Here is a 25278-nt window from a genome sequence, read left to right on the forward strand (position 1 = left end):
CGCCTCGTTGTTTTAGCACTGCCAGCGATAGCCTTCGTTATGATTTTTTGCTAAATTATCGCTTTATTTATTAAAACTTACAAAGCCACGGCGCCTGATTGCAGCAGTACGCCAGCTTTGAACCTTAGACACTTAAGATGCCTTACATACCAAGTAGGTTACAAGACGAAAAAGCAGGCCAGCTCGCCTCCTCCTTACTGCAGGTGCTGGTGCAACTGGCCAAGCCTTCGCATGGCGTGGTGGTGGCCCTGCCCACGGGGCAGGTACTGTCGGCAAATGCGCAGACCATCAACTACAAACCTACTGACTCAGACTTTAACACCACCCGCCACCTGCGTAGCCTGCTGGGAGTTTCGCCGGAGCGGTTTCAGACGATTCTGGATGAGCTGCACCAACAGCGCAAGTATACCGGTGCGGTAGAGTACAACGCCACTGCCCACTGCAGCTCCTATACCTACAGTTGCCGGATGGTGCACTTCCAGGAGGAGGTGTTCATCTGCGTGGAGCTGGCGAGCATCGGCCAGGCCACGGCACTGCTCCCCTACGACGGCGACAGCTACCATGAGGTGTTTGAGGCGAACTCAGAGCCTATGTTCCTGCTCGACTGCGAGGGCAACTTTATCGATATCAACCATGCCGCCTCGCTCCTGATAAAAGTTCAGAAGGAGCAGCTGAGCGGCTCTTCCATATTCCGCACATTTGAGCTAAACCTGTTTGAGCGCGTTGCCCTGAAGGGGCAGATACAGCAGGCGCTGCACACCGGCAAGCAAAAGTTTGAGTGGTGGCTGCACGAGAACAACCACGAGCTGCTCCCGGTGGAGGTTACCCTGCAGAAAGGCAAGTTCAAGGGCGAGGATGTGCTGTACGGCTCAGTGAAGAACCTGAACGAGCTGATAGACTCGGAGCAGGATATTCGTTTCAGAAACCACCAGCTGGAGTTTGTCAACCAGCTCATTACCAACCTCTCCACCTCCGACAGCCAACACGAGGTACTGCACAACACCCTGGATGAACTCCTGGAGAAGAGCGACATCACCGGTGGCTGCGTGTACACCTACAGCGAGTTGGAGAGCACGGCGCAACTCTCCTACTCTGCCGGGCAGGTGGGCGATACGGGGCTGCCGGAAGAAGTAGGTTTTGACCCCGAGCTGATAGAGCAGCTGCATACGTCTAAGCGGAAAGCACTCAAGCGCCTGCAGGAGCACCTGCATGTGCACCTAAACCGCAAGCTCACGGTGGTGCCCATCACCACCGACCGCCAGGTGCTCGCCTTTATACTTGTGTGGCCGGGCAACGAAACCCGCATGTCGCAGTCTTTTGTGGCGCTGCTGGATTTTATAGGCACGGCCATAGGCAACTACATTGCACGCCACCAGTTGCAGAAGCAGCTCATCCGGACCGAGGACAAGTATAAGATGCTCTTTGAGTCGTCTTACGACGCCATTCTGCTGTTTAAGGACGGCATTGTGGTGGAGTGCAACGACAAGGCCATTGAGTTTTTCCGCTGCACGCGCGAAGACCTCATCGGCAAGTCGCCCAAGGACTACTCTCCCGAATTTCAGCCAGACGGCCAGAACTCTGTGGAGAAAACCGAGCGCCTCATGCGTGACCTGCTGACAACGGGGCGCTCCGTCACGTTTGAGTGGAAGAACCGCCGCAAGGACGGCACCCTCTTTGACACGGAGATTACCGTAAACCGCCTCATCCTGGATGGGGAGTACTATGTACAGGCGTTTAAGCGGGATATTACGCAGCGCAAGCTGGCGCAGCAGGCCAGGCGCCGCGAGGAGGTTCTGCGCGAGTCGATGGATCAGTTCCGCAACTTCCTCGACAAGGTAAACCTGATTTACTACAGCCTCGATAAGAAAGGCAATATCGCCTTCGCCAACAACTACTTCATGAAGTATGTGGAGTACACGGAGGAGGAAATGATAGGACAGAACTTCTACGAGCTGCTCGTGCCGAAGCATGACCGGGCGCAGCGCCTCCAGGACTTCCACAAGGCGATGGAAACCAAGCACCTGAGCTCCTACTACGAACGGGACGTTGTCACGAAGTCCGGGCAGCTGAAGACCATCCGCTGGAACTGCATGTTCGAGTACAACCAGGAGGGAGAGGTTACCGGCCTCACCAGTGTGGGCAAGGACATGACCGACAAGCGCATTGCCATGGAGGCCCTCAAGGACAACAAGATCCGCCTGCAGGACCTCTTCGACAACGCCCACGACCTGATCCAGAACATCTCGGTAGACAACAAGTTTATCTTCGTAAACAAGGCCTGGAAAGACCGCCTTGGCTACACCGACCAGGATATAGAGTCGCTGACGCTGAACGACATCGTGCACCCGTACTACAAGGCAAAGCTGATCTACCAGCTGCGCAACCTGTACAAGGGCGAAAACGTGAACAAGATCGAGACGGTGTTCCTCACGAAGGCGGGCAAGCCGGTGCACCTCATCGGGAGTATCACCTGCAGCTGGCAGGATGACCGGCCGGTAGCCACCCGCGCCATCCTGCACGACATTACGGACCGCATCAAGGCGGAGCGACTGCAGAAAGTATACTACAGCATCGCCAACCTGGCCATCAGCAGCAAGGACCTGAACTCGCTTTACTCGGCTATCCACCGGGAGCTCAGCAAGATCATCGAAACGCGCAACATCTACATTGCCCTCTGCGATAACGAGCACAAGTTCCTCAACTTTGTGTACCTGGTAGACCAGTTTATCGACAAGGCCTCCAAATCGCAGGTGAAGCGGCCGTTCTCGGTAGGCCTGTCGGAGTACATAATCGAAACCGGCAAGCCACTGTACATGCAGAAGCAGGAGCTGCTGGAGCTGGCCAGCCGCGAGGGCTTTACCGTGCACGGGGCAACGCCAGAGGTTATCCTTTGCTCCCCGCTTGCCATCGGCGAGCGCATTATCGGTGTGATTACGCTGCAGGACTACCAGAACCCGGACGCCTACGTGCACACGGACATCGAGATCCTGCACTTTATCTCAAACCAGGTGGCCCTGGCTATTGAGCGCAAGCGCAACGAGGAGCAGATTAACACGCAGAACGCCCGCCTCAACGCCATCTTTGAGTCCGGCACGCACCACATGTGGTCGCTTAACAGGCACTATGAGCTTACCTCGTTTAACCGCAACTTCGCCCAGGCATTCGAGTCGCGCAACTCGCGGCAGCTGGAGCAGTTTACCCCCATCAATGACGACTCCATGGTGCATGAAAGCAGCTACGCCTTCTGGGAGGACAAGTATAAGCAGGCCTTTGCCGGGCAGCCGCAGCATTTTGAGATCCAGCTGAAGTACCCGGAGAGCTGGCGCGAGGTATACCTCAACCCGATTTACCTGGAGGACGGCTCCTTTGAGGAGGTATCCGGTATAGCGCTGGATATAACCGACAAGAAGAAATCGCAGCTCGCCCTGGCCGAGAACGAGGAGAAGTTCCGTAGGATATTTGAGTCGTTCCAGGACGTGTACTACCGCTCCTCCCTCGAAGACGGAACGCTGGAGCTCATAAGCCCGTCTATTACCCAGTTGCTAGGCTACGAGGAGCACGAGGTGCTCGGGCAGAGCACCCTCCTCTTCTATACCAACCCCGAAGATCAGACGCGCATCCGGCAGCTTGTGGCTGCCGAGCATACCGTGCGCGACATAGAGGTGGAGATGGTCTGTAAGGACGGAACCCCAAAAACGATTGTGCTCGATGCCAAACTGGTCTATAACGAACACGGCGTTCCGGTTGCCATGGAGGGTGTGGCCCGCGACGTGTCTGAGCTGAAGCGCACGCAGATAGCGCTGCTAACGGCCAAGGAGGAGGCCGAGAACCTGCTCAAGGTGAAGACGCAGTTCCTGGCCAACATGAGCCACGAGCTGCGCACCCCGATGAACGGCATCATCGGCATGATAGACCTCCTGAGCCAGATCAACACCGACCCGGAGCAGAGCGAGTACATCGACACGCTCCGCAAGTCGTCCGACGCGTTGCTGGCCATCCTGAACGACATTCTGGACCTCAGCAAGATACAGGCAGGCAAGCTGGTGCTGCACGAGAGCGGCGTGGACCTCCACGAAACACTGGACAAGATCCACTCCCTGTTCGTGAACCGCGCCCAGCAGAAAGACCTGACCTTTACCTATGCCATCGACCCCAATGTGCCGCGCCACGTTGTAACCGACGAGACACGGTTGCTGCAGGTGCTCTCCAACCTGACCTCCAACGCCATTAAGTTTACCAACGCCGGCGAGGTCAGCATCCATGTTGGGGCCGAGCAGCTGGACAGAAAGCACTTCAGGCTGCATGTGCGCGTGAAGGACTCCGGCATAGGCATTTCGCCGGAGGGCCAGGAGCTGCTGTTCAACGACTTTACCCAGCTTGACAACTCGTCGACGAAGACCTTCGGCGGCACGGGGCTGGGCCTGGCTATCTCCAGGCAGCTCACGCACTTACTGGGCGGGGATATCGGCGTGGAGTCCATACCGGGCGACGGCAGCGTGTTCTGGTTTAACATCAAGGTGCGCCTGGCCAGCACGCTGGAGGTAGAGCAGCAGCAGCTGCGCCAGCAACAACAGCTGCAGGAGGTAGAGTCGCTTACTTACACCCCCTACGTGCTGCTGGTGGACGATAACCAGATCAACCAGAAGGTGGCGCAGAAGCAGCTGGAGCGCTTGGGCTGTATCACCGAGATAGCCTCCAACGGTTACGAGGCCATTGAGCGGGCCACCACCAAGAAGTACAACATCATTTTCATGGACATACAGATGCCGGAGATGGACGGTGTAACGGCAACGAAGCACATCAAAGAGCAGCTCGGCTCGGCCTGCCCCCCTATCGTCGCCATGACGGCCTACTCCATGAAGGACGATGCCGCCAAGTTCATGGGCCAGGGCATGGACGACTACGTGTCCAAGCCGGTGAAGAGCTCCGACCTGCACGCCATGATCAGCAAATGGGAAAACACCACCTGGCACGCCGCGCCGGAAACCGAAGAAGAAGCCCCGGATACGGAAACCGGGGAGCCCATCATCGACCTGGCCGTGGTAGAGCAGCTCAAGCAGATAGGCGGAGAGGATTTTACCAAGCAATTATATACTGAGTTTGAGGAAGAGGCCGCTGAACTCATCGCGGAAGCCAAAAAAGAACTCAGCGTACAACATTACAAAGGGATTTTAAGTACATTGCATCAGCTTAAAGGCACTGGCTTCACGTTGGGCATTAATCCACTCGCAGAACTTGCCAAACAACTAGAGCACGACATTAAAAACGAGCATTTGGAGTATATAGATGAAAATTTCTCCAAATTGCAGATGCAGTACGAAAACTATAGAAAATCTTACAAGGACATTATATTCAGTTAGCAAATGGCAGAAAGCAAAACTATTTTGATCGCTGAGGATAGCTCTGTTATCCTGAACCTAACGAAGAAAATCCTGGAGCTACAGAACTACAAAATTCTGGTGGCCAAAAACGGCGGCGAGGTTCTGAAGCAGGTGGAATCCAACAAGATCGATGCGATCCTGATGGACCTGAACATCCCGGTGAAAAACGGCATGGACTGCACCAAGGAAATTCGTGCGAGCAAGAACCCTGAGGTGGCCAACATTCCGATCATCGCTGTGACAGGCAACGCCAACAACTACAGCATGGACGACTTTAAGGCTGTTGGCATCAACGATTACCTGCCTAAGCCACTGGACTTTGACATGCTGGTAGAAACGGTTAAGAAGTATACTGTAAAGTAAAGAATGCAGCTTAAGTACACGCGGCCATTTTTAAACAAGTTGGAGGATATTTTTGCAGAGTCGGATTTTGTGCTGCGCTACGAGAAGGGCAATTTTAAAGCCGGCTACTGTGTGCTACGGGATATGAAGGTGGCGGTAGTGAACAAGTACTACAGCCTGGAGGGCAAGATCAACTGCCTGTATGATATTCTCCGCACCATTTCTGTTGATGAAAGCCGCCTGAGCGACAAGACCAGGCAGCTTTATCTTGAAATCCGCAACGAAGAGAACGCCAATTGAAGATAACATTGTTAGGCACGGGCACCTCGCAGGGCGTACCAGTTATTGGGTGCACTTGCGAGGTTTGCCGTTCTGTAGACTACCGTGATCAGCGCCTGCGCGTATCGGTGCACCTGCAGGTCGAGGGCAAGAGCATTATCATCGACTCCGGCCCCGACTTCCGGCAGCAGGTGCTGCGTGAGCGTATCAAAACGCTCGACGCCCTCGTCTTCACGCATGAGCACAAGGACCACACCGCCGGCCTGGATGACATCCGCGCCTACAATTTCTCCCAGAAGAAGGACATGCCCCTGTACGCCGAAGAGCGCGTGCTGGAGCAACTGAAGCGGGAGTTCTCCTACATCTTCGCAGATTACAAGTACCCGGGCATCCCGCAGGTGCAGCTGCACCCGATTACCGAGGCCCCCTTTGAGGTGGAGGGCGTGCTGTTCACCCCTATCCGGGTCATGCACTACAAGCTGCCCGTGCTCGGCTTCCGCATCGGGGACTTTAGCTACATTACCGACGCCAACTACATCTCCGAGGCGGAGAAGGAAAAGGTGCGCGGCTCCAAAGTCATTGTGATGGATGCCCTGCGCCACGAGCCGCACATCTCGCACTTCTCGCTGAAAGAGGCGGTTTCCCTGCTGGAGGAACTGCAGCCGGAGCAGGCTTACCTCACCCACATCAGTCACCTGATGGGCCTGCACCGCCAAGTGGAGCTGCAACTCCCGGACTTCATACGCCTGGGCTACGACGGCCTGCAGATAGAAGTATAGCTTTTGACGAAGGAGTAGCTAGCCTCAGGGCAAACGGCCTGCCTGGTAGTCTGTCGGTGTGCATGCCTTTTGTCTTTTGTCCAACAGTCTTTCATCCTACCATGCATTTAAACTACTACTTCTTACGCCAATTAACACAGGCGCTGCGCGCGAAGGTGCTCGGCATGCAGGCGATTACGGCCTTCAGCCAGAACAAGGATGAACTTATACTTGGCTTTGCCCGGCAAGGGGAAGAGCTCTATATCCGGGCGCAGTTGGGCGCTCAGTTTACCTCGCTCTCCTTCCCCGCTGAGTTCAGAAGGGCCCGTGCCAACAGCGTGGAGCTGATGCAGGCAATGCAGGGGCAAACCGTGGAAGACGTGGTGCAGCACCGCAACGAGCGCAGCTTTTACTTCCAGCTGAGCGGCGGCTACCTGCTGCTCTTTAAGCTGTTTGGCAACCGGTCCAACATCATACTGTACCAGGGGCAGGAGGCGGTAGAGCTGTTCCAGCATAAGTTTGCCGCCGACGCCGCGCTGAACCCGCTGCAGATGGACCGCCCGCTGCAGCAGAACGCCGAGGCTTTTGCCAACGCAAACGGCAACCTGCGCAAGGTATACCCTACTTTTGGCGATGTACCGGCCCTGTACCTGGAGGAGCGGGGGTACCAGGAGGCCAGCCTGGAGGAGAAGTGGGAACTGGTGCAGGACACGCTGGACGTACTCCAGGCACCGGAGGCGTACTACATCATCCGCCTGAACGGGAAACTGCGCCTCTCGCTCCTGCCCGTGGGGGAGGTACTGCATACGTACTCCGGCCCCATGGAGGCAGCAGACCACTACACCCGGCACTACTTATCCGAAACAGGCTTTGAGCAGCAGTACGGGCAGGCCAGCCAGGTGCTGGAGCGCAAGCGGCAGGTAACGCAGACGGTAATGGAGCAAAGCGAGCAAAAGCTACAGGAGCTGCGCCACGACCGCTCCTACTCCCAGACCGCTGACGTGATCATGGCCAACCTCACCAACATTCCACCGCGCGCCACAGAGGTAGAGCTCTACGACTTTTACACCGATCAGAACCGCACCTATAAGCTCAAGCAAAACGAAACGCCGCAGAAGTTTGCCGAGCGCCTGTACCGCAAAGCCAAAAACCAGCACGTAGAGGTAAAGCAACTGGAGGAAAAGGTGGAGCGCAAGCTGGAAGAGCTGATCGTGCTGGAGGATGCGCTGCAGGCGCTGAGGGAAGTGGAGAACTATAAACAGCTGAAAGCCTACCTGCGCGAGTACAACCATTTGCTGGGCAGCAAGCAGCAGGAGCAGCAACAGGTTCCGTTCCGGGTGTTCGAGAGCGAAGGCTTTAAAATACTGGTCGGCAAGAGCGCCCAGAACAACGACCAGTTAACGCAGCGCCATACGTACAAAGAGGATATCTGGCTACATGCCAAGGATGTGTCCGGCTCACATGTGGTTATCAAGCACCAGGCGGGTAAAACCATTCCGGTAACCGTACTCGAAAAGGCTGCACAGCTGGCAGCCTACTACAGCAAGCGCAAGGCCGACTCTCTGTGCCCGGTTATTTACACACCCAAGAAATGGGTACGGAAACCCAAGGGCTCCCCTGCCGGCTCTGTGGTGGTAGAGCGGGAGAAGGTGCTGCTGGTAAAGCCGGAGAACCCCTTCGCCAAAGTATAACCCGGCCTTTCCGGACGCTCTGCCCCCTTACCCACGCCGGAGAAGCCCGGGCCTGGGCCACCGGTACGTTGCTTTACACCCCCAGCTTCCGCAGGACCAGCAGGCTAAGGGCGATGGAGCCGGAGACGTTAACCTTTCCACTCATCACCATGCTTTCCACCTCCTGCAACGGCACTTTCAGTACTTCAATGTTTTCACTGATATCCAGGTCCTGCTCTGCTACCTTGCGGGCGTTGCGCGCCAGGTAATAGTAGATTCTGTTCGTGTCTTTGGTGGGGTTGTCAATCACCTCCAGCAAAGGCTCCATGTCATCCGAAATATAGCCCGTTTCCTCCAGAAGCTCGCGTTTCGCAGCTGCCAGAGGCGCTGCTTCGTCCTCGTCTACCACGCCTCCCGGCAATTCGATAAAGACGTCTCCGGCGGCATGCTTGTACTGGCGCACGAAGATCACGTGGTTGTCTTCGGTTAGCGGAAAGATGAGCACCACGTTCGGGCGCACACTCACGTAGTAATCGTCCAGCACCACGCCGTTCGGCAGCTCTACCTCGTCGCGGCGCAGTTTGTACCATTGTTCGTCCACCACCATCTCCGATTTCAGGATCGTCCAGGGCTGTGGGGTATCATTCTTTGTTGACATAATCGCAAGTTATACTTATTACGCGTAAAAAAAGCCATGCAAAGGCATGGCTGCTGTCGGTAAGGCCCGGGCGGCTTTTCTCAAACCGGCGCAGGGCACCTATCGGGAAGTTTATTTCTTGTGCCGGTCCAGCATGTAGGTGTTTTTGCCTTCCACTTTGTGCTGCACGGCCTCCTGCCAGTCCTGGCCAGTGGCAGACAGGTACTCCGACCGGTTCCACTGCTGGTGCTGCTTTAGTTCTTCGTCTACCTCCAGCACGTACAGCTCATGGCCCGGGCGCTCTTTTACACGCAACCCGCAGGAGCGCATCATCGCCTCAATGGCGGCGTGGTTGGGTGCCCACCAGTTGGTCAGGTCGCCTGCCATGCGCTTTTCGATGAAGGCCATTTTAGGCCAGCTCTCGCCGAGCATGCGTTGGCGATCGTTAATGTCGAAGTCGTCCGGGGTGTCTGCCGCTTCGTTTCCGGGCATGGTCAGCGTCTGGAAAACCATCTGCCTGCGGCACTTTTGCGAGAGGATATCCAGCGAGAGCAGCGGGTAACGCAGGTGGTAGAGCACGCCCATGTACCAGATCAGGTCAAACTCCCGCTCCAGGTGGGCCACATCGTACACCTGCATCTGCTTCAGCTCGATCTTATCTTCCAGGCCAAACTGCTTTGCCGCCCACTTCGCCTGCCGCAGGTAGTGCGGGTCCACGTCGATGCCGAGCACCTGGGCGCCGCGCCTGGCCAGCTCTATGGAGTAGAAACCGGCGTTACAGCCCACGTCCAGCACGTTCCACCCAGACAAATCAGCAGGGATGTATGGCTCCATCTCCTGCCATTTAAACTTCGGGAAATCACCTAAGAAGTGATTTGGAGCCGTCTGCTCCCCGTTGGGCAAGTGCAAATTATGAAACCAAGGGCCTAACTGATCGATCTCCGTCATAAGTAAAAAGTGTGAATTTGTGTTATGGATGTGCTTACGCAGCCGAAGCCGATAATGATGCACCTAAAGCAGCAGCTGCCACTCCTGTGTGTAGAGAAGTGGCAGCTGCTGTGTGGTTTTGCTATGCTTCCTGGCTTACCATGCCCGAGCTCCTGGACAGCGACTGCTGTACCGTCATCAGCTCTTTGGCGTAGCCCACCAGCTCCTGCGCACGGTGTGCAGCCGTGTGGTGCGCCATTACCTTTTTGCGGGCGCGCTCTGCAATAAGCTTTCGCTCTGTTTTGCTGATCTCGCGCAGGAACCGGAGCGTGTCTTTGGCAGAGTGGGAAATCAGGATCTCCGTGTCAAACTCAAAGAAGGTGTCCAGCCCCTCCCAGTAGTCAGAAATGATCGGGGTGCAGCAGGCAGCGGCCTCGAACAGGCGCACGCTTGGCGCATACCCCGCCTTGATCATATCGGCCCGGGTAATGTTCTGCGTAAAGCGCTGGCTGTTGTAGAAGTGCCTGTGCTCTGCAGGCGGCAGGTGGTGGATGTGCTGCACGTTCTGCGGCCATTTTATACTTGCCGGGTACTGCGGCCCAGCCACTACAAACCGGCCCTCCGGCCATTTGCGGGCGGCGTCCAGCATCAGCTTCTCCAGCGGCGGCTGGCGGTCGTCGGAGTAAGTGCCCAGGTAGCCCAGGTCCCACTTGGCCTCCATCAGCTCCGGGTAGTAAAGCTCCGGGTCGAAGGAGCAGTACAGCGGGCGCGCCATCGGAGAGTTGTACTTCTGCTCCAGCAGGTCCAGCGTTGGGCCGCCGGTAAACGACAGGTACAGGTCGTACTTAGGGATGAGGTCCGGGTGCAGGTACTCGTAGTCCTCGCGCTCCAGCTTGGCCAGCGTTACCGGTGTGTCGATATCGTAGAAGGCCTTGATGCCCCGGGCGGTTTTCACGACCCACTCCCCTACCGGCACACCCTCCGGCACATAAGAGCCCACTATCACCATGTCGGCCTCGCGCACCTGCTCGGTAAAGCGGGCCTGCAGGTCCGCCAGCGACTGGTAAAGCTCTGTCTGGCAGTATTCGGGGTTGGGGAGGTCGCGGTTTCCGGCGTACCACGGCACGTCGCGCTCCAGAAAAAGTACCTGATGGCCTTGCTTGTTTAGCTCTCTCACCATTCCCCGGAATGTGGTGGCGTGGCCGTTGCCCCAACTCGAGGTGATGGATAAACCGAGAATTACGATGTTCATGCCAATGCTTCTTTAGTCCGTTTCACTTTTGCATACAGCAGCTGCTCCAGTTGCTCCGCACGGTGTTTATACGTGTGCGCGGAAAGAACTTTCCTGTATGCTGCCTCTCCTATTTCTTTCGCTTTAGCTTCTGTTAAATCTGCCATGATGGCGGCCACTTCTGCCCCATCCCTGGCCACAAGTATCTCTTTCCCCGGCTCAAAAAAGAAATCGATCCCTTCCCAGTAGTCGGTGATGATGCAGGCCCCTGCGCCAGCCGCCTCAAACACGCGCGTGGCCGGCGAGAAACCATAGCGGGCCATGCTCTCCCGGCTAATGTTAAGCACCGCTTTCGGGGTGCAGTTAAAGGCGTTGTGGTCCTTAGTATAGACGTGGCCGACGTACTTAACGTTGTCGCTCATTTGCTTGTCGCCCCAGCCGCTGCCCCCGATGATGAAGGTTTGGTTCATGTTGAGTGCCGCCGGCTTCAGGAAGAACTCTTCCACGCGCGCCTCGCGGTCGGGCAGCCGGTTTCCCAGAAAGGCCAGGTCGCAGGCGAAGCGCGCATCCGGTTCCACGGGGAAATGGGTGGCTGTGTCCAGCGCGTTATAGATCGGCACGCATTTCTTCGCACCCAGCGCCTCGTAGGCTTTTACCACGGGGTCGCCGCCGCCGTAGGTCAGCACCATGTCGTACTGCGGGATCAGCTCCAGGAACTGGTCGTTCGGGTCGTTGTGCACGCGGTCCAGCGTGGCTGGCGCATCCACGTCCCAGAACACCACCAGGCGCTCATCGGTCTGCAGCTTCAGCACCTCGCGCTCCAGCAGCTCGTCGAAGACGCCCACGCCGCTGGCTTTTACCACCATGTCGGCACCGGCAGCATCCTCCAGGCATTTATAAACGGCCTCTTCGGTTGCCTCATACACCACTACTTTTGCCCAATCCGGGTCTTCCATGTCGCGGTTCTGCTGGCGCTCGTAGGCATCCGGCTCATAAAAGGTAACATGGTGGCCGCACTCGCTCAAAGCCCTTACAATACCTCTGTAGTACGTGGCAGCGCCATTCCAGTAGGCAGAAACAAGGCTGGAGCCGAAAAAGGCGATGTTCAGTTTTTTACTCTTCATTCAGGACTTGCTCTTTTTGGGTGAGATAGATTTTTGACGTTGCTATGCCCAGCTCCTCACACACGCTCTCCAGCTCGTTTACGCGGTGGGCACAGGTATGGCGGCTGCGGATGGTCTCTAAACCATGTGCCGCTACTTCTTTTGCTTTAAAAGGATTGTTCAGGATGGCTTTCAGCTGCTCTTTCATCTCTTCCCCGCTGCGGGCAACCAGGAAGTCCTTTCCGGGTGTGAACAGGTTCTCGGCGTCATCCCAGGGCGAGGAGATCAGCGGAATGCCACAGGCCATGGCCTCGAACGGGCGGATGGTCGGGATACCCGGCAGCGCCTCCACATAAGGCCGGCGCGGCACGTGCACGGTTACCTTATACTTGGCAAACTCTTCCGCCGCTTTGTAGTTAGGCAGCCAGCCGCCGTACGCAATACCGGCGTCGGCCAACGCTTTGCGGGCATGGTCGGGGTAGCGCACCCCGTATATTTTGGCCTTCAGCCCCAGCTCTTTCACCGGGTTTATCAGGAACTCGTGCAGCTCGGCCGTACGCTCTTCATCGCCCCAGTTCCCGATCCAGACCAGGTCGCCCTCAAAGTCTTTCTGCTCGTGCGGGTAGAACACAGAGGTATCGGCGGCCTCGTGCCAGGTCCAGGCCTTCTGCGTCCAGCCTTCCTGCAAGTATAAATCGCGGATCTTCTGCCCGAAGGCCAGCACCCCGTCGTAATGCGTGAGGTCATACTTGGCCATGCTTTCGCGCTCTGTCACGGCGCGGTGGTGGGTATCGTGGAACAGCAGCTTATACTTGCCTCCGTTGGCCCTGTGCTCCCCTACGCGCCTCACCAGCTCGTGCTCGCTCCACTCGTGCACCAGCACCAGGTCCGCGTCGCGCAGCACCGCATCCAGGTCAAGGGAGTCTAAGGTGTAGAAGTTGGTTTTGATGTTGGGGTAGTACTCTTTTAGCTCTTCCAGCTTCTCTTTTCCATAGCCTTCGATCAGGTTCTGCAGGCTCCAGCCGTTTTCCGGCTCATACACCTGCACCTGGTGCCCCCGCTCCTCCAGCTCCCGAACCACCCCGCGCAGGAAGTGCGCATTGCCGTGGTTCCAGTCAGAAAGTATAGAGTGATAGAAAAGGGTGATGTTCATAGGGTCAGTTTTGAATGGCTGAATGATTGAATTTTGAATAAATGACTATTGAATAATTGAATCGCTGCTTTTGAGTAGTTGAGCTTTGTCTGTGAGATGCCCCCTTTCTATCATTCTGGAAGAATCTTAGTGGCCAGGTTCAGTGGCAGTTTAGTATGCAGCCAAGATCCTTTCAGGATGACAAAAGAGAAGCGTTACACATGGTTATTCATTCCCTATTCAAAATTCAGCTATTCAACTATTCAAAATTAAACTGCAACCGCTTGCTTCAGCATCTGGCGGTAGATGTGGTCGTAATCCTGGCCCATGGGGTCGGCAGTGTAGCCGTGGGAGCGCTTGATGGCGCGCATGGCCATAATGTTGCGGGCGAACTCGTCCTCAATCAGGCTGTTAATCGTATCGCGCAGTTCATCGGCATCGTTCGGGTTAACATACTTGGCGGCGTTGCCCCAAATCTCGGCCTGGCTCTCGGCTTTGCCCACCACCAGGGCACAGCCCGACATGGCGGCCTCCAGCACGGTCAGGCCAAACGGCTCATACTTGGCAGGCAAGGCGTAAACAGACGCCCTGGAGAGCCAGTCCTGCACCTCTTTCTCCGGCAGCTGCCCCAGGAAGTGCACATTCTCCAGCTCCACCTCTTTGCCTGTGGCCGGGTGCTTGGCATCGCCGGCAATGTATACAGGCCACTGCAGGTCAGAGGCGATGTGGGCCAGCGTCGAGATGTTCTTGGCCTCATCCCACACACGGCCCATGCTGAACACAAACGGCTCCTTTTTACCGAACTGGTAGAAGTGCTGGCCGCGGCCGTTGTACACCACCACGCTGCTCTTGAACGGGCCGTACAGCTGCTCGGCCTGGTGCAGCATCGCCTGTGTTGGCGCCACCACCACATCCGCCGACTGCAGGCCTTTGGTTACCATCTCCTTGTACTTATCCCACTCCTGGGGAGCTTCTTCCTCCTTCACGGCTTTCCACCACGACAGCACGCAGGAATGCACGACCGCCAGGGTTGGCACGCCAAAATCCAGGCTCCCGTGCACCAGGCCGTTCAGGTGCACCAGGTCAGGTTGTACTTCATCCTTCAGTTTCAGCAGCCACTCCCCGGCTTTCTCCACGTCCTCCCAGGGGTTCTCCATCCACTCCAGCTTATAGTTGCTTTCGTAGATGGTCAGGTTGTCGATCTCACCGGCCTGCCTGCGCTGCTCCTCCGTGAGCGGGGCCCCCATGGTGGCCAGGGCGACCTGTGTTTTAAAGGGAGCCAGCGCCTGTACCAGCTCCAGCGAATAGTTCCAAACACCGCCTACAGTGTCTGCCGTCATTAATATTTTTGAAGGATGATGTGCTTCCATATGTCTTATCTTCCGTAAATTTTATCCAATACCTCTGCTACTTTCACAAACTCATCTGCTTCCTCGTTAAAGCCCTCGCCCTTCGCCAGGCGCTCTGCCCAGGCCACGCCGGCACGTCCCATCCAGTCGTCTGGCGGTGAGCAGAGCCGCTCTGTTTTAGTGCCGTAATAGCGCTCCGCCACAAAGTCGTAGAAAGAGCCGTTCACGTTTTTGAAAGCCACGCCGCCGTTGGTGCCGTAGAAGGTGGCGCTGATGATGGCCTCCTGCCCGGCCGGCAGGTTCCAGGAGCAGCTTAGCTGCATGTGCGTGTTGCCTTCCAGCTCAATGTTGGCCGAGGCGTAGTCTTCCACCTTGCCCTCTGCCATACTAATGGGCTTGCCCTTTGCGAACAGGTGGCTCTGCACCTGCTTCACCTGCGGGAAACCCATGCTCCAAAGCGCCAGGTCCACCAGGTGTACGCCCAGGTCGATCACACAGCCGCCGCCGGACAGCTTGGGCTCGTAGAACCAGGCCTTGTCGGGGCCATAGGCGTTGTGGAACACCAGTTCGATGGCATAGATCTGCCCCAGCTCCCCGCTCTGCACTACCTTGTACACGTGCTGCATCGCCTCCGTGAAGCGGTACGACAGGTCTACGCCCAGCAGCTTGTTGCTCTTTCGGGCTGCCTCCACCACGCGCTTCGTTTCCTCCACGTTGCGGCCCAGCGGCTTTTGGCAGAAGACAGCCTTACCGGCCTCCAAGGCCAGCGTGCTCTGCTCGGCATGAAATGCGCTCGGTGTAGCGATCACAATGGCATCCACCTCCGGCTGGTGCAGCATGGCCTCCAGCGAGTGCACCTGCGCTGCTTCGGGGGCGCTCTTCAGGGCCTCCTCCGCATTCTGGGCAGCGGTGTCGGCGATGTAGGACACCTCGCCGGCCTCGTGCTTTGCGATCACTTCCATACGGTTGCGGCCGATCCAGCCTACGCCTAAAAAGCCAAGCTTTGGCTTACCTCCGGCTAAAGAAGAAGATGCTGAAAGGGCTTCTGCTTTGTCGATTGTGGTTTCTTGCATGGGTCTAGTAAGTTATAAGGGCTTTAACAAAACCGTCCGGGCGGTTTGTGAGGTTGTCAAAAGCTTTCGCTATGTTGCCTAATGTGTAGGTATGCGTGTAGAGCGGCTCAGGGTTGATTCTCCCGTCCTCCACGGCCGAAACGGCTGCTTTTATACCTTTAATGTATTCCTGTGGGTCACGCTCGTGTGCGTTGATTACGTCGAGTCCGCGCCAGTTCCAGAGCTGAATGTTCACCTGGCGCATGCCGTCCTGGTGAAAACCGGCGATTATGAGCCTGCCGCGCTCAGCGGCCAGCTCGCCGGCCAGGTTCAGCGGCCATTCTTTTCCGGTGCACTCTACTACGCGTTCGCAGAAGTTTCCGTTGGTCAGTTCTTTAACTTTTTCTATAATTTTATAGTGATCGTCCATCCGGATGACTTCGTCGGCGCCACACTCCTTTGCCATCTGCAGCGAGAACTCCCTCTGCGACACCGCGATAACCCTGGCACCGGCGTTTTTCGCCAGCTGCACCAGCAGTGCGCCCAGGAACCCCACGCCAAGTATGGCTACGGTCTGGCCCGCCCGGATGTCGCTGCGCTGAAAGATGTTCATGGCGCAGCCCAGGGGCTCGCCCGGGAAAGGCTTGCCGGCCAGGGACTCGGGCAGCTTCACCACCTTGTCGGCATCCGCCAGGTCGTACTCGGCATACGCGTTGTAGGACAGCGCCGCCACACGGTCGCCTACCTTCACGGCCGTCACCCCGTCGCCCACGGCGTCCACCAGGCCCCAGCCTTCGTGGCCGGGGTTGCCTGCCTCCACCGGGTAGCTGAACCACTCGCGGCCCTCCCACACAGGAATGTTGGAGGCGCAAAGGCCACAGCCCTGCAGCCGGATGCGCACCTGCCCGGCGCTTGGCTCAGGCAAGGCGACTTCTTTTACTTCTACTTGTTTCGGTGCCGTGATCACGGCGGCATTCATGGCTGTAGCCCGGGTGTCTGCTACAGCGCTTTGTTCGTTTGTCAGTGTGTCTTGCATAAGTTAAGCAACTGCTACTTTCTTAACAGGTTCTTCGTCATTTTTCAAGGTGGCAGTGAGTGTCATCGGCACTTTGTAGCCGCGGTTCTCGCACAGCCACTGGTACAGCTTGGCCACTCCCTCCTGCACGTTGTGCTTCGGGTACCAGCCGGTGGCTTTCTGGAACTTGCGCGTGTCGGACACATAGTAGTGCTGGTCGCCCGGGCGCCACTCCCCGAACTTAAGCGGGATTTCCTCTCCGCGGTAGCGCCCGATGGTTTTGAGCAGCTCCAGCAGGCTCACGGTGTTCTCAGGCCCGCCGCCAATGTTAAAGGCTTGGCCCGACACTTGGTCCATGTGCTGCTGCGCCAGCAGGAACGCATCCACCAGGTCCTCTACAAAGAGGATGTCGCGCACTTGCTTGCCGTCTCCGTAGATGTTCACCTGCTCTCCCTCAATGGCCCTGATGGCAAAGTGCGCCACCCAGCCCTGGTCCTCGTTGCCGTACTGGTGCGGGCCGTAAATGCAACTCATGCGGAACACCGCCATCGGCAGGTTATAGGTGCGGGCATAGTCGATCACGTACTGGTCAGCGGCGCCCTTGGAACAGCCGTAAGGGCTGTGGAAGTCCAGGTGGCGCGCTTCGGATATACCGTACTTCTTGATTTCTGCCTCCGCCGGGTAGTAGCGGGAACCGTTAGAGATGAACTTCAGGTCCTCTAGCCCTCCGTATACTTTGTTAGTGGAGGTAAACACCAGCGGCGGCGGGTTATCCTGCTCCCGGATCGCCTCCAGCACATTGATAATGCCGCGGGCATTGATCTCAAAGTCATTTATTGGCAGGTCCAGCGAGGTGGTTACGGCAACCTGCGCCGCAAAGTGGAACACCTGCTCGGCACGCTTCATCACATGGCGCACCGTCTGCAGGTCCCGGATGTCGCCGACGTATACCTCCAGCCTGTCGCCGTAGGTGTCGTGCAGCCACTGCAGGTTTTGCTCCACACCGTCGCGGCTAAGGCTGTCGAACACCATCACGCGCTTACCCTGCTCGAGCAGGCGCTTGGCCAGGTTCGTGCCCACAAAGCCTGCCCCCCCGGTAATCAGCGCGTACGGCTCCTGGCTAGCGTCTACCGTGCGTTTGATGTAGCTCAGCTCGCGCAGCTTTTCGATGCCGTGCTTGGCCCACAGCCTGAACAGCAGCTTGCTGGTGCCGTCGGCGCGCTTCAGGCCGAAGTAGTACTCGCGGTCGTCGAGGTGGAAGCCGGCTACCGTCGGCAGGCTGGCATCCAGGTCTTTTACCCCGTACCAGTACAAACGGCTGGCATCCGCCTGCAGCGCCAGCTTAAACTCCTCCAGCTGCTTGTACTCGTCGTGCTGCCAGGTAGAGAAGCCGGCCTCTGTGATCCACAGTTCCGCTTTGCTGCCGTTTCTGTCCAGCACTTCACGCACTGAGTTGATAGTGTCTTCCCATCCGTCCCACATCTGGTCGAACACGTGCGGGAAGCCGTGTATGCCCACCGCATCGATGTACTGCATTACGCCGCGGTCGAACATGGTTTGCAGCCAGTTCGGGTCTACCGGGCTCATGCCCCCCAACAGGGTTTTCTTACCCAGCTTCTGGCACCAGTGCGCCGCGCCGCCAACCATTTCGGCAAACTTGTGCCAGCCGTAGTCGTGCGTAAAGTCATACTCTACGGTGTTGTTGGGCTCATTCCAAAGCTCCACCCACTCAAAGTGCTTCCCATGGTCTGCGATAAACACATCCAGGAAATCGGCATAGGCCTTTTTGTCTTTTGGGGGAGAGGAGGTGCGGGGCCGCTCCGCTATACTTGGCGGTGTGTATAAAAAGCAGGGAAGTACGTTTACCTCCTTGGCCAGCGTCGGGATCAGCCAATCGTACCAGCCTTTACCTTCCGGGCTGTAGTAGTCGGCCCACGACACGCCGGTGCGCAGCTCCGTTACGCCCAGCTCTTTCAGGTCGGCCAGGGTCTGCTTTACGTGCTCATACTCGCCGGGCCGGAACCACTCTACCAGGCCTACGATGGGGAGTGTTGCCTCTTTACTTTTAGCTATATCTTTGCTCATACTCATCAGATACTTTAATGATAGAATTCTGCGGGGCTTAAACCGTTAGCCCGCGTGCAGCCAGTTCGGCACTGGCCTCGCTCACCCGGTCGTAGGCAATCTGCCCCTCCAGCCAGTTCGCCAGCTCCTCTAACCCGGCATTGAACTCTACCTGAGGGTAGAAGCCGAGGACCTCTTTGGCCAGCGAGATGTCTGCATAGCAGTGGCGGATGTCGCCTACCCTGTACTTGCCGGTGATCTCCGGGGTCAGGTGCTTCTTGTCCATGACCGTCGCCAGGCGCTCGCCAATCTCGCGGATGGTATAGTTGTTACCGCTGCCTACGTTAAAGACTTTGCCGGTGGCCTCCTCTTTCTCCATCGCCAGGCGGCAGGCCAGTGCCACGTCACGCACGTGTACGAAGTCGCGCTGCTGATAGCCGTCCTCGAAGATCATAGGAGAGTTGTTGTTTAGAAGACGCGAGGCGAAGATGGCCAGCACGCCCGTGTAGGGGTTCGAAAGCGCCTGCCGTGTGCCGTACACGTTAAAGAAGCGCATCGCCACTGTCGGGATGTTGTAGGCGCGGCCCACCATCAGGCAAAGGCGCTCCTGGTCGTACTTAGACAGGGCGTACACCGAGGAAAGCGAAGGTGTTTTGCCCTCCGAGGTAGGCACCGGCTGCAGCTGCTCTCCTGCCTGGTTGCGCAGCTCCCAGTCTGCTGCCTTCAGCTGGTCGAGCGAGCGCTCGTGGCCAGCCGTCAGTTCGCCCGCAGGGCTTTTATACATGCCTTCCCCGTAAATGCTCATGCTGCTGGCAACCACCAGCTTTTTCACGGGCTTCTTTATCAAGGCCTCCAGCAGGACAGCCGTTCCGATGTTGTTGACATCCGTGTATTCTTTCAGCTCGTACATGCTCTGCCCCACGCCCACCATGGCCGCAAAGTGGAACACATAGTCAACGCCCTCCAGGGCGCGGGCCACATCCTCGGGGTTGCGCACATCGCCTATCATCAGCTCCACGTCCTGGTGGAGGTACTCCGGGCGCTGGCAGTCTTTGCCGTGCACCTGCTCGCTCAGGTTATCCAAAGCTCTTACGGCATAGCCATGCTGCAACAGCTCGTCTGCTAGATGTGAGCCGATAAAGCCGGCTCCTCCTGTTATCAAAACTTTGTTCTCCATAGTTCAGTTTTAAGTCTATTACCTGTTTCGTTTGATCGTGCCGGATCATATGATCCTATGTTTAGGCGTGAGCGCACAGCGGGTTAAAACCCCTGCGCCGTCGGCCTTAGGGTAATCTGGTTGATGGATACCTCCGGAGGCTTGTCCAGCGCGTACAGCACGGCATCGGCCACCTGGCCGGCCGTTAAGGCGCCGTAGCCAATGCTCTCCACCGTCTGGGAGCCGGAAAGGGTGTTTCCGAAAAAAGCGGTGTCGGTTACGCCCGGGGCAACTACCGTTACGCGTACTGCGGGCAGTAGTTCCTGCCGCAGCGTTTCTGCGACAACCTGCAGTGCGCTCTTCGTCGCCGCGTACACGCCTCCGTAAGGGTAAGCCTGGCCCGCCGATACCGACGACACCAGCACGACATCGCCCGTGCCCGCGGCCTGCATGGCTGGCACAAAAGCGCGGATCATGCGCAGGGTTCCCATGAGGTTGGTGTTTATGATGTGCTGCCACTTCTCCGGGTCACCCTCGGTAAGCTTCTCGTGTACGCCCTGGCCCGCGCTGCAAACCAGGATGTCGGGTGTGCCCAGTTGCTGCTGCACATCGGCAAAAAGCGAATCCACGGCGGCGCCGCTGGTTACATCGCATGTAAATGGGTGGGTGCTGGAGGGGAAATCAGTTGGGAAGTGCACATCTGCTGCCGCAGTAGCAACCTGGGCCGCAGACAGTTTCTCCACGATGGCCCTGCCTATGCCAGAACCTCCACCACTCACTACTGCCTTTTTGCCTTTCAGATACTGCACGTTCTTCTTTAAACCTTTTTCCTCCTTATATAGAATATAGCCAATTGTTAAACTGTTAGGTTGAACGTAGGAGAGGCAAATAGGGTTGTAGATGCTGAAAAAGGGCTATATAAAATCTGTCTAATTCATGCTTTTGCGTTCGCCTACGCCGATTTTGCACTTTCCTCCCCCCCAAAGAATGGCCCCTTTCGTTGCACTGCAGTGACAGGAGCAGCAGCAGAGTAACCGACAGGGGCTGTGGCGCAAGTGCGCGTAACCTAGGGGCCACAAGCGGCGGCGGGTGCTCCCGTCCCTACAGCCCCTGTAACCACAGCGGCCGTTAGGAGGTATGCCACAACATCGCCAACAGCAACCTCGACTTGGACACAGCCCCCACCACCGCCAAACGCATCTTCCTCATCCGCCACGCCCGCCCCAGGGTGTCGCGGAAAGGGCTTTTTGATGCGGCGGCTGCCCGCCAGTATATTTCGGACTACGATGCGGCCCAGGTGGAGGAGTTTGTGATGGCGCACGAGGGCATTCCCTACCAAGCGGTCGAGAAGGTGTACTGCAGCACACTGGTGCGCTCCCAGCTAACGGCCAAGGCTATTTTCGGGGAGCAGGCAGAGCTTCGGGTGGACCCTACCTTTCGGGAGTTTGAGCGCCGCATCTTCACCCTGCCCCTCCTGCGCCTGCCTATCAGGCTCTGGTTGCTGAGCGCGCGCCTGCTTTGGTTCCTGGGCCTGAACAGCCGCGGCATTGAGACGTTCAGGCAAGCCCGCACCCGCGCGCGCCGGGCTGCAGAGGTACTCGCCCAGGATGCCCAGGAGCACCACACCACCGTACTCGTGGCACACGGCCTGCTCAACAACTTTATTCGCCGTGAGCTGAAGGCCCTGGGCTGGCAGGAAAGCAGCAAAGGCGGCCACGGTTTTCTTTCTGTGCAAGTCCTTAGCCAGGAGTAGCTCCGGCAGCAGCGTGCCCGGGGGTTGCAGACCCCCTCCCGCTTACAGGCTGTGGCGCAGGTGCAGGCACAGAGCCCCTGGCTGCCAACAACAGCACCTCCTGCCCCATCCCCGTAAAAGAACACGAGGCAAGCCAGGGGCAGCCAACGCAAAAAGAAGGCTGATCACATTAAAACCGCCGCCTGGAAACCGGCTTCTGCAGGCGCTGCGGCTGGCAGTCTTTAGTTTTGTCCAAAAATAAACTAAACATTTAGTTTTAAAACTAAGTAAATAGTTATACATTTAGAAACAGATTAACAGTCGTTTATACTTCACATGAAAGAACTAACCAAGGCCGAAGAGGAAATCATGCAGGTGCTGTGGAAGCTGAAACAGGCATTTGTGCGAGACATTCTGGAGGAGCTGCCGGAGCCAAAGCCGGCCTATAACACCGTCTCCACCATTGTGCGCATCCTTGAGAACAAGGGCTTCGTGGGCCATGAGGCCTTCGGAAAATCGCACCAGTACTACCCGCTGGTGGCGCAGGACAAGTACAAGAGCTTCTTCCTGAAGAGCTTTATGCGCGGCTATTTCGGCGGGTCGTTCGAGCGGCTTGTCTCTTTCTTTGCAAAGGACAACAACCTGGACGTACGGGAGCTGGACGAGCTGATGCGCCATGTAAAACAGGACCTGGACCAGGACCAAAACAAAGACAGCAATGGAAGCACTACTTAACTACACCGTTAAAGTCGGTATCGGGCTACTGGCGCTGTACCTGTTCTATTTCGCGCTGCTGCGCCGGCAGAACAATTTTGCCTTCAACCGGGCTTACCTGCTCTCAGCGCCCCTCATCGCGCTGCTGCTGCCCCTTGTCACATGGCCCGCCCTACTTGCCCCGGAGGCCGCCGTTACCCAGACACTGGAGGCAGTGCGGCTCGGGGAGGTTATGGTGACAGCCCGCCGCCCCGATAATGCAGCACCGGGAACAGCTTTCGCTGTTAGCACTGTGCTTGCAGGCTTGTACCTGGCCGGCGTACTGCTGATTGTTGCCAAGCTAGGGCGGCAGCTGTGGCAGATCCGGCAAATGAAGTCGGCCGCTACCCCCGTGCCGGCAGCGGTACCTGCACAAGTGTACCAACTGCACACCCACTACCCTGCTTTCGCCTTCGGCAGCAGTATTTTTCTGAGCAAACAGCAGGCGCAACTCAGCCAGCAAGAGCAGCAGCAGGTACTGGCGCACGAGATGGCGCACGTACAGTTTGGCCATACCTGGGACGTGCTCTTTTACGAGCTGCTCTCCGCCGTTCTGTGGTTCCACCCTGCGCTCTGGCTACTGAAGCAGGAGCTGCGCGACGTGCATGAGTACCAGGCCGATGCCGCTGTGGTGGAGGAGCACCAAACACAGCAGTATACATCGCTGCTGTCGCGGGAGGCACTGCTTACGATGGGGCTCCCGGTGGGCAGCCACTTTACCAGGCCGCAGGTGCTTAAGCGCCTGCACATGCTGCAGCGCCAGGGGCAGAAACCAAGCTGGATACGCCCGCTGCTGGTGCTGCCGTTACTTGGCGGCCTTGCCTTTATGCTGGCACGGCAACAGGCTGCGGCACTGCCCGCCGCCATGCAAAGCCAACCTTTACGCACAGCCGTTAAACCAGCGGTTACAGAAGCTGCCGCAGATGAAGCCCAGCCCTCGGAGGAAACAGCCAAAGACCAGCCCTATACCTATGTGGAGCAGATGCCCTCGTTCGAAGGCGGGGATACAGCACTCCTGAAGTTCCTCGGTACCAACATCCGCTACCCCGAAGACGCCAAGCAGGCCGGCGTAGAAGGGCTGGTGGTGCTGAGCTTCGTGGTGGAGCAGGACGGCTCGCTCTATGACTTTCAACTGGTTAAGGGGGTATCGCCAAGTATAGATGCCGAAGCTATGCGCGTCGTGAAACGAATGGACGGCAAGTGGAGCCCGGGCAGGCAGAACAACCAGCCAGTGCCGGTACGCTACACCATCCCGGTCCGCTTCGCCATCAGATAATACACCGTTCATCCTTGTTTTTTCCTTTTTTCAGCCTGCTTTGGGCTGATACAGGATAGCTATTGCCTTTTTCCAAGTATAAATAAATGACACGCAGATGAAAAAAATTAACCTTCTTTCGCAATTCGCCGCCGCAGCCCTGTTTGGCTTCGCCACCCTGGCTACGGCCCCAGCCGCCCTGGCCCAGTCAACAGAGAACCCCTACACGTATGTGGAGCAGATGCCCTCGTTTACGGGAGGCGACAACGAGATGCTTCGTTTCCTGGGGGAGAATATCCGCTACCCCGAAGACGCCAAACAGGCCGGCGTAGAAGGGCTGGTGGTGCTGAGCTTCGTGGTGGAGCAGGACGGCTCGCTTACAGATGTGAAGCTCGTCAAAAGCCTGACACCAAGCACCGACGCGGAGGCCATCCGGGTCGTTAAGCTGATGAACGGCCAATGGCAGCCCGGCAAGCAGGGCGGCAAGCCTGTGCCTGTGCGGTACACGCTGCCTATCCGGTATGCGGTTAAAAAAGAAAATAGCTCAGCAGGCCGGCAGCCGCAGTTTAAGGGGGGCCAGGAAGCGTTGCTGCGCACCATCAGCCAAAACCTGAAGATGCCACAGGAGGCGAAAAAGGAGCACCTGAGCGCCCGGGTAGTGGTGAAGTTCACCGTGGAGAAAGACGGCAGCGTGTCGGACATACGCCTGGAGCACACCAAGCTAAAGAAAACCGTGGGCCCTGGCTCCGAGCTGGATTATATGGACGCCTCCACCTTTAACCTGCAGAACAAAACCATCCTGGCGAAACTGGCCGAGGCCGCAGCCGAAGCCGTTAAAACCACCTCCGGCCAATGGCAGCCCGCCACCCGGAACGGAGCTCCTGTCGCCGCCGAGATGTACCTGCCGGTGCAGTTTTCAGGCTCGGCAGTAGAAGGTTTGGGAGAAACAAGGAACAGCTCGCACACGCGGCAGGAAAGCCCTACACAGGCAGCCAACGCAAAGGAGTTGAACCCGGAAAGCGTGGTTCCGCCCTTCAAGCTGGACCAAAGGCCTGCCTTCAAAGGCGGCGAAATGCCACCAAGAAGTTCTTTGCCAAAAACATCCGCTACCCCGACACATCGCTGGAAGGAGACGTTACCGCTTCCTTTGTTGTTCATGAAGACGGCAGCACCGGAAAACCGTCGGTTGGCACAAGCATGGGCCAGGTGCTGAAAGATGAGGTACTGCGGGTGGTGGAGCTAAGCAGCAACATGTGGCAACCCGGCTACAAGGACGGCAAACCGGTCACCACGCTAAATTTCATGGTGTTCCGGTTTATAGCCAAAGGCAGCAACCAGGCGGCAGGCACTAAAGAGCGTTTGGCTGCCGATGTCATCATCACAAAGAACAGGTAGAACCGATCTCTGGCAGGAAGAAAAGTAGCAGCCGACGTGGTGGTAAC

Annotated in this window: 21 protein-coding genes; 10 read left to right on the plus strand and 11 right to left on the minus strand. The window is 57.3% G+C overall.

The window, feature by feature from the left end:
* Nucleotides 1-137 precede the first annotated feature (137 nt).
* The 5 genes from CA264_RS12125 to CA264_RS12145 all read left to right on the plus strand — a co-directional run bounded on the left by CA264_RS12125 (nt 138) and on the right by CA264_RS12145 (nt 8451).
* A complete protein-coding gene (locus CA264_RS12125; protein ID WP_025607487.1) occupies nt 138-5360 on the plus strand; it encodes a PAS domain S-box protein in 5223 nt (1740 codons plus the stop codon).
* Nucleotides 5361-5363: 3 nt separating this feature from the next.
* Nucleotides 5364-5744, plus strand: a complete 381-nt coding sequence (locus CA264_RS12130; protein ID WP_025607488.1) for a response regulator — start codon at nt 5364-5366, stop codon at nt 5742-5744.
* 3 nt (nt 5745-5747) lie between these two features.
* On the plus strand, nt 5748-6023 hold the full coding sequence (locus CA264_RS12135; protein WP_025607489.1) for a hypothetical protein: 276 nt from the start codon (nt 5748-5750) through the stop codon (nt 6021-6023).
* Entirely contained in the window at nt 6020-6781 is a 762-nt protein-coding gene (locus tag CA264_RS12140) for an MBL fold metallo-hydrolase (RefSeq protein WP_025607491.1), read from the plus strand. Before CA264_RS12135 ends, CA264_RS12140 begins: the two co-directional genes overlap by 4 nt.
* A gap of 101 nt (nt 6782-6882) precedes the next feature.
* The gene (locus tag CA264_RS12145; RefSeq protein ID WP_025607493.1) at nt 6883-8451 is read left to right on the plus strand and encodes an NFACT RNA binding domain-containing protein; all 1569 of its coding nucleotides are present in this window, start codon (nt 6883-6885) and stop codon (nt 8449-8451) included.
* Nucleotides 8452-8524: 73 nt separating this feature from the next.
* On the opposite strand, the gene CA264_RS12150 is transcribed toward CA264_RS12145, so the two are convergent.
* The 11 genes from CA264_RS12150 to CA264_RS12200 all read right to left on the minus strand — a co-directional run bounded on the left by CA264_RS12150 (nt 8525) and on the right by CA264_RS12200 (nt 20905).
* Nucleotides 8525-9088 carry an NUDIX hydrolase gene (locus CA264_RS12150; RefSeq protein ID WP_025607494.1) on the minus strand — a complete coding sequence of 188 codons (564 nt, stop codon included), beginning with the start codon at nt 9086-9088 and terminating at the stop codon, nt 8525-8527.
* Nucleotides 9089-9199: 111 nt separating this feature from the next.
* Nucleotides 9200-10015, minus strand: a complete 816-nt coding sequence (locus tag CA264_RS12155) for a TIGR04290 family methyltransferase (protein WP_025607495.1) — start codon at nt 10013-10015, stop codon at nt 9200-9202.
* 121 nt (nt 10016-10136) lie between these two features.
* Nucleotides 10137-11246, minus strand: a complete 1110-nt coding sequence (locus CA264_RS12160) for a CgeB family protein (RefSeq protein WP_025607497.1) — start codon at nt 11244-11246, stop codon at nt 10137-10139.
* A complete protein-coding gene (locus CA264_RS12165; RefSeq protein WP_025607498.1) occupies nt 11243-12349 on the minus strand; it encodes a CgeB family protein in 1107 nt (368 codons plus the stop codon). The genes CA264_RS12160 and CA264_RS12165 overlap by 4 nt, the downstream gene beginning before the upstream one ends.
* Nucleotides 12339-13481 carry a CgeB family protein gene (locus tag CA264_RS12170; RefSeq protein ID WP_025607499.1) on the minus strand — a complete coding sequence of 381 codons (1143 nt, stop codon included), beginning with the start codon at nt 13479-13481 and terminating at the stop codon, nt 12339-12341. Before CA264_RS12170 ends, CA264_RS12165 begins: the two co-directional genes overlap by 11 nt.
* A 248-nt stretch (nt 13482-13729) precedes the next feature.
* Nucleotides 13730-14800: a glycosyltransferase gene (locus CA264_RS12175; protein ID WP_025607500.1), complete on the minus strand. Its 1071-nt coding sequence runs from the start codon at nt 14798-14800 to the stop codon at nt 13730-13732.
* A gap of 35 nt (nt 14801-14835) precedes the next feature.
* Nucleotides 14836-15882: a Gfo/Idh/MocA family protein gene (locus CA264_RS12180; RefSeq protein WP_025607502.1), complete on the minus strand. Its 1047-nt coding sequence runs from the start codon at nt 15880-15882 to the stop codon at nt 14836-14838.
* 4 nt (nt 15883-15886) lie between these two features.
* On the minus strand, nt 15887-16897 hold the full coding sequence (locus CA264_RS12185; protein WP_211233396.1) for an MDR/zinc-dependent alcohol dehydrogenase-like family protein: 1011 nt from the start codon (nt 16895-16897) through the stop codon (nt 15887-15889).
* A 3-nt stretch (nt 16898-16900) separates the two neighbouring features.
* On the minus strand, nt 16901-18961 hold the full coding sequence (locus CA264_RS12190) for an SDR family NAD(P)-dependent oxidoreductase (RefSeq protein WP_025607504.1): 2061 nt from the start codon (nt 18959-18961) through the stop codon (nt 16901-16903).
* Between the two features lie 37 nt (nt 18962-18998).
* Nucleotides 18999-20117, minus strand: coding sequence for an NAD-dependent epimerase/dehydratase family protein (locus CA264_RS12195; RefSeq protein ID WP_025607506.1), 1119 nt, complete (start codon nt 20115-20117; stop codon nt 18999-19001).
* An 83-nt stretch (nt 20118-20200) separates the two neighbouring features.
* Nucleotides 20201-20905 (minus strand): SDR family oxidoreductase, encoded by a 705-nt coding sequence (locus CA264_RS12200; protein WP_025607508.1) that lies wholly within the window; start codon nt 20903-20905, stop codon nt 20201-20203.
* Nucleotides 20906-21264: 359 nt separating this feature from the next.
* Between CA264_RS12200 and CA264_RS12205 the strand changes: the two genes are divergently transcribed.
* From CA264_RS12205 to CA264_RS22015, 5 genes are all read left to right on the plus strand, one after another.
* A complete protein-coding gene (locus tag CA264_RS12205) occupies nt 21265-21849 on the plus strand; it encodes a histidine phosphatase family protein (RefSeq protein ID WP_025607509.1) in 585 nt (194 codons plus the stop codon).
* A gap of 315 nt (nt 21850-22164) precedes the next feature.
* The gene (locus CA264_RS12210) at nt 22165-22563 is read left to right on the plus strand and encodes a BlaI/MecI/CopY family transcriptional regulator (protein ID WP_025607511.1); all 399 of its coding nucleotides are present in this window, start codon (nt 22165-22167) and stop codon (nt 22561-22563) included.
* Nucleotides 22547-23857 carry a M56 family metallopeptidase gene (locus tag CA264_RS12215; protein WP_025607512.1) on the plus strand — a complete coding sequence of 437 codons (1311 nt, stop codon included), beginning with the start codon at nt 22547-22549 and terminating at the stop codon, nt 23855-23857. Before CA264_RS12210 ends, CA264_RS12215 begins: the two co-directional genes overlap by 17 nt.
* 97 nt (nt 23858-23954) lie before the next feature.
* Nucleotides 23955-25049: a TonB family protein gene (locus CA264_RS12220; protein WP_025607514.1), complete on the plus strand. Its 1095-nt coding sequence runs from the start codon at nt 23955-23957 to the stop codon at nt 25047-25049.
* Nucleotides 24959-25231 (plus strand): energy transducer TonB, encoded by a 273-nt coding sequence (locus CA264_RS22015; RefSeq protein WP_237151216.1) that lies wholly within the window; start codon nt 24959-24961, stop codon nt 25229-25231. The genes CA264_RS12220 and CA264_RS22015 overlap by 91 nt, the downstream gene beginning before the upstream one ends.
* Nucleotides 25232-25278: the final 47 nt, after the last annotated feature.

This window comes from Pontibacter actiniarum, from assembly GCF_003585765.1.
In the GTDB taxonomy this organism is placed as follows: domain Bacteria; phylum Bacteroidota; class Bacteroidia; order Cytophagales; family Hymenobacteraceae; genus Pontibacter; species Pontibacter actiniarum.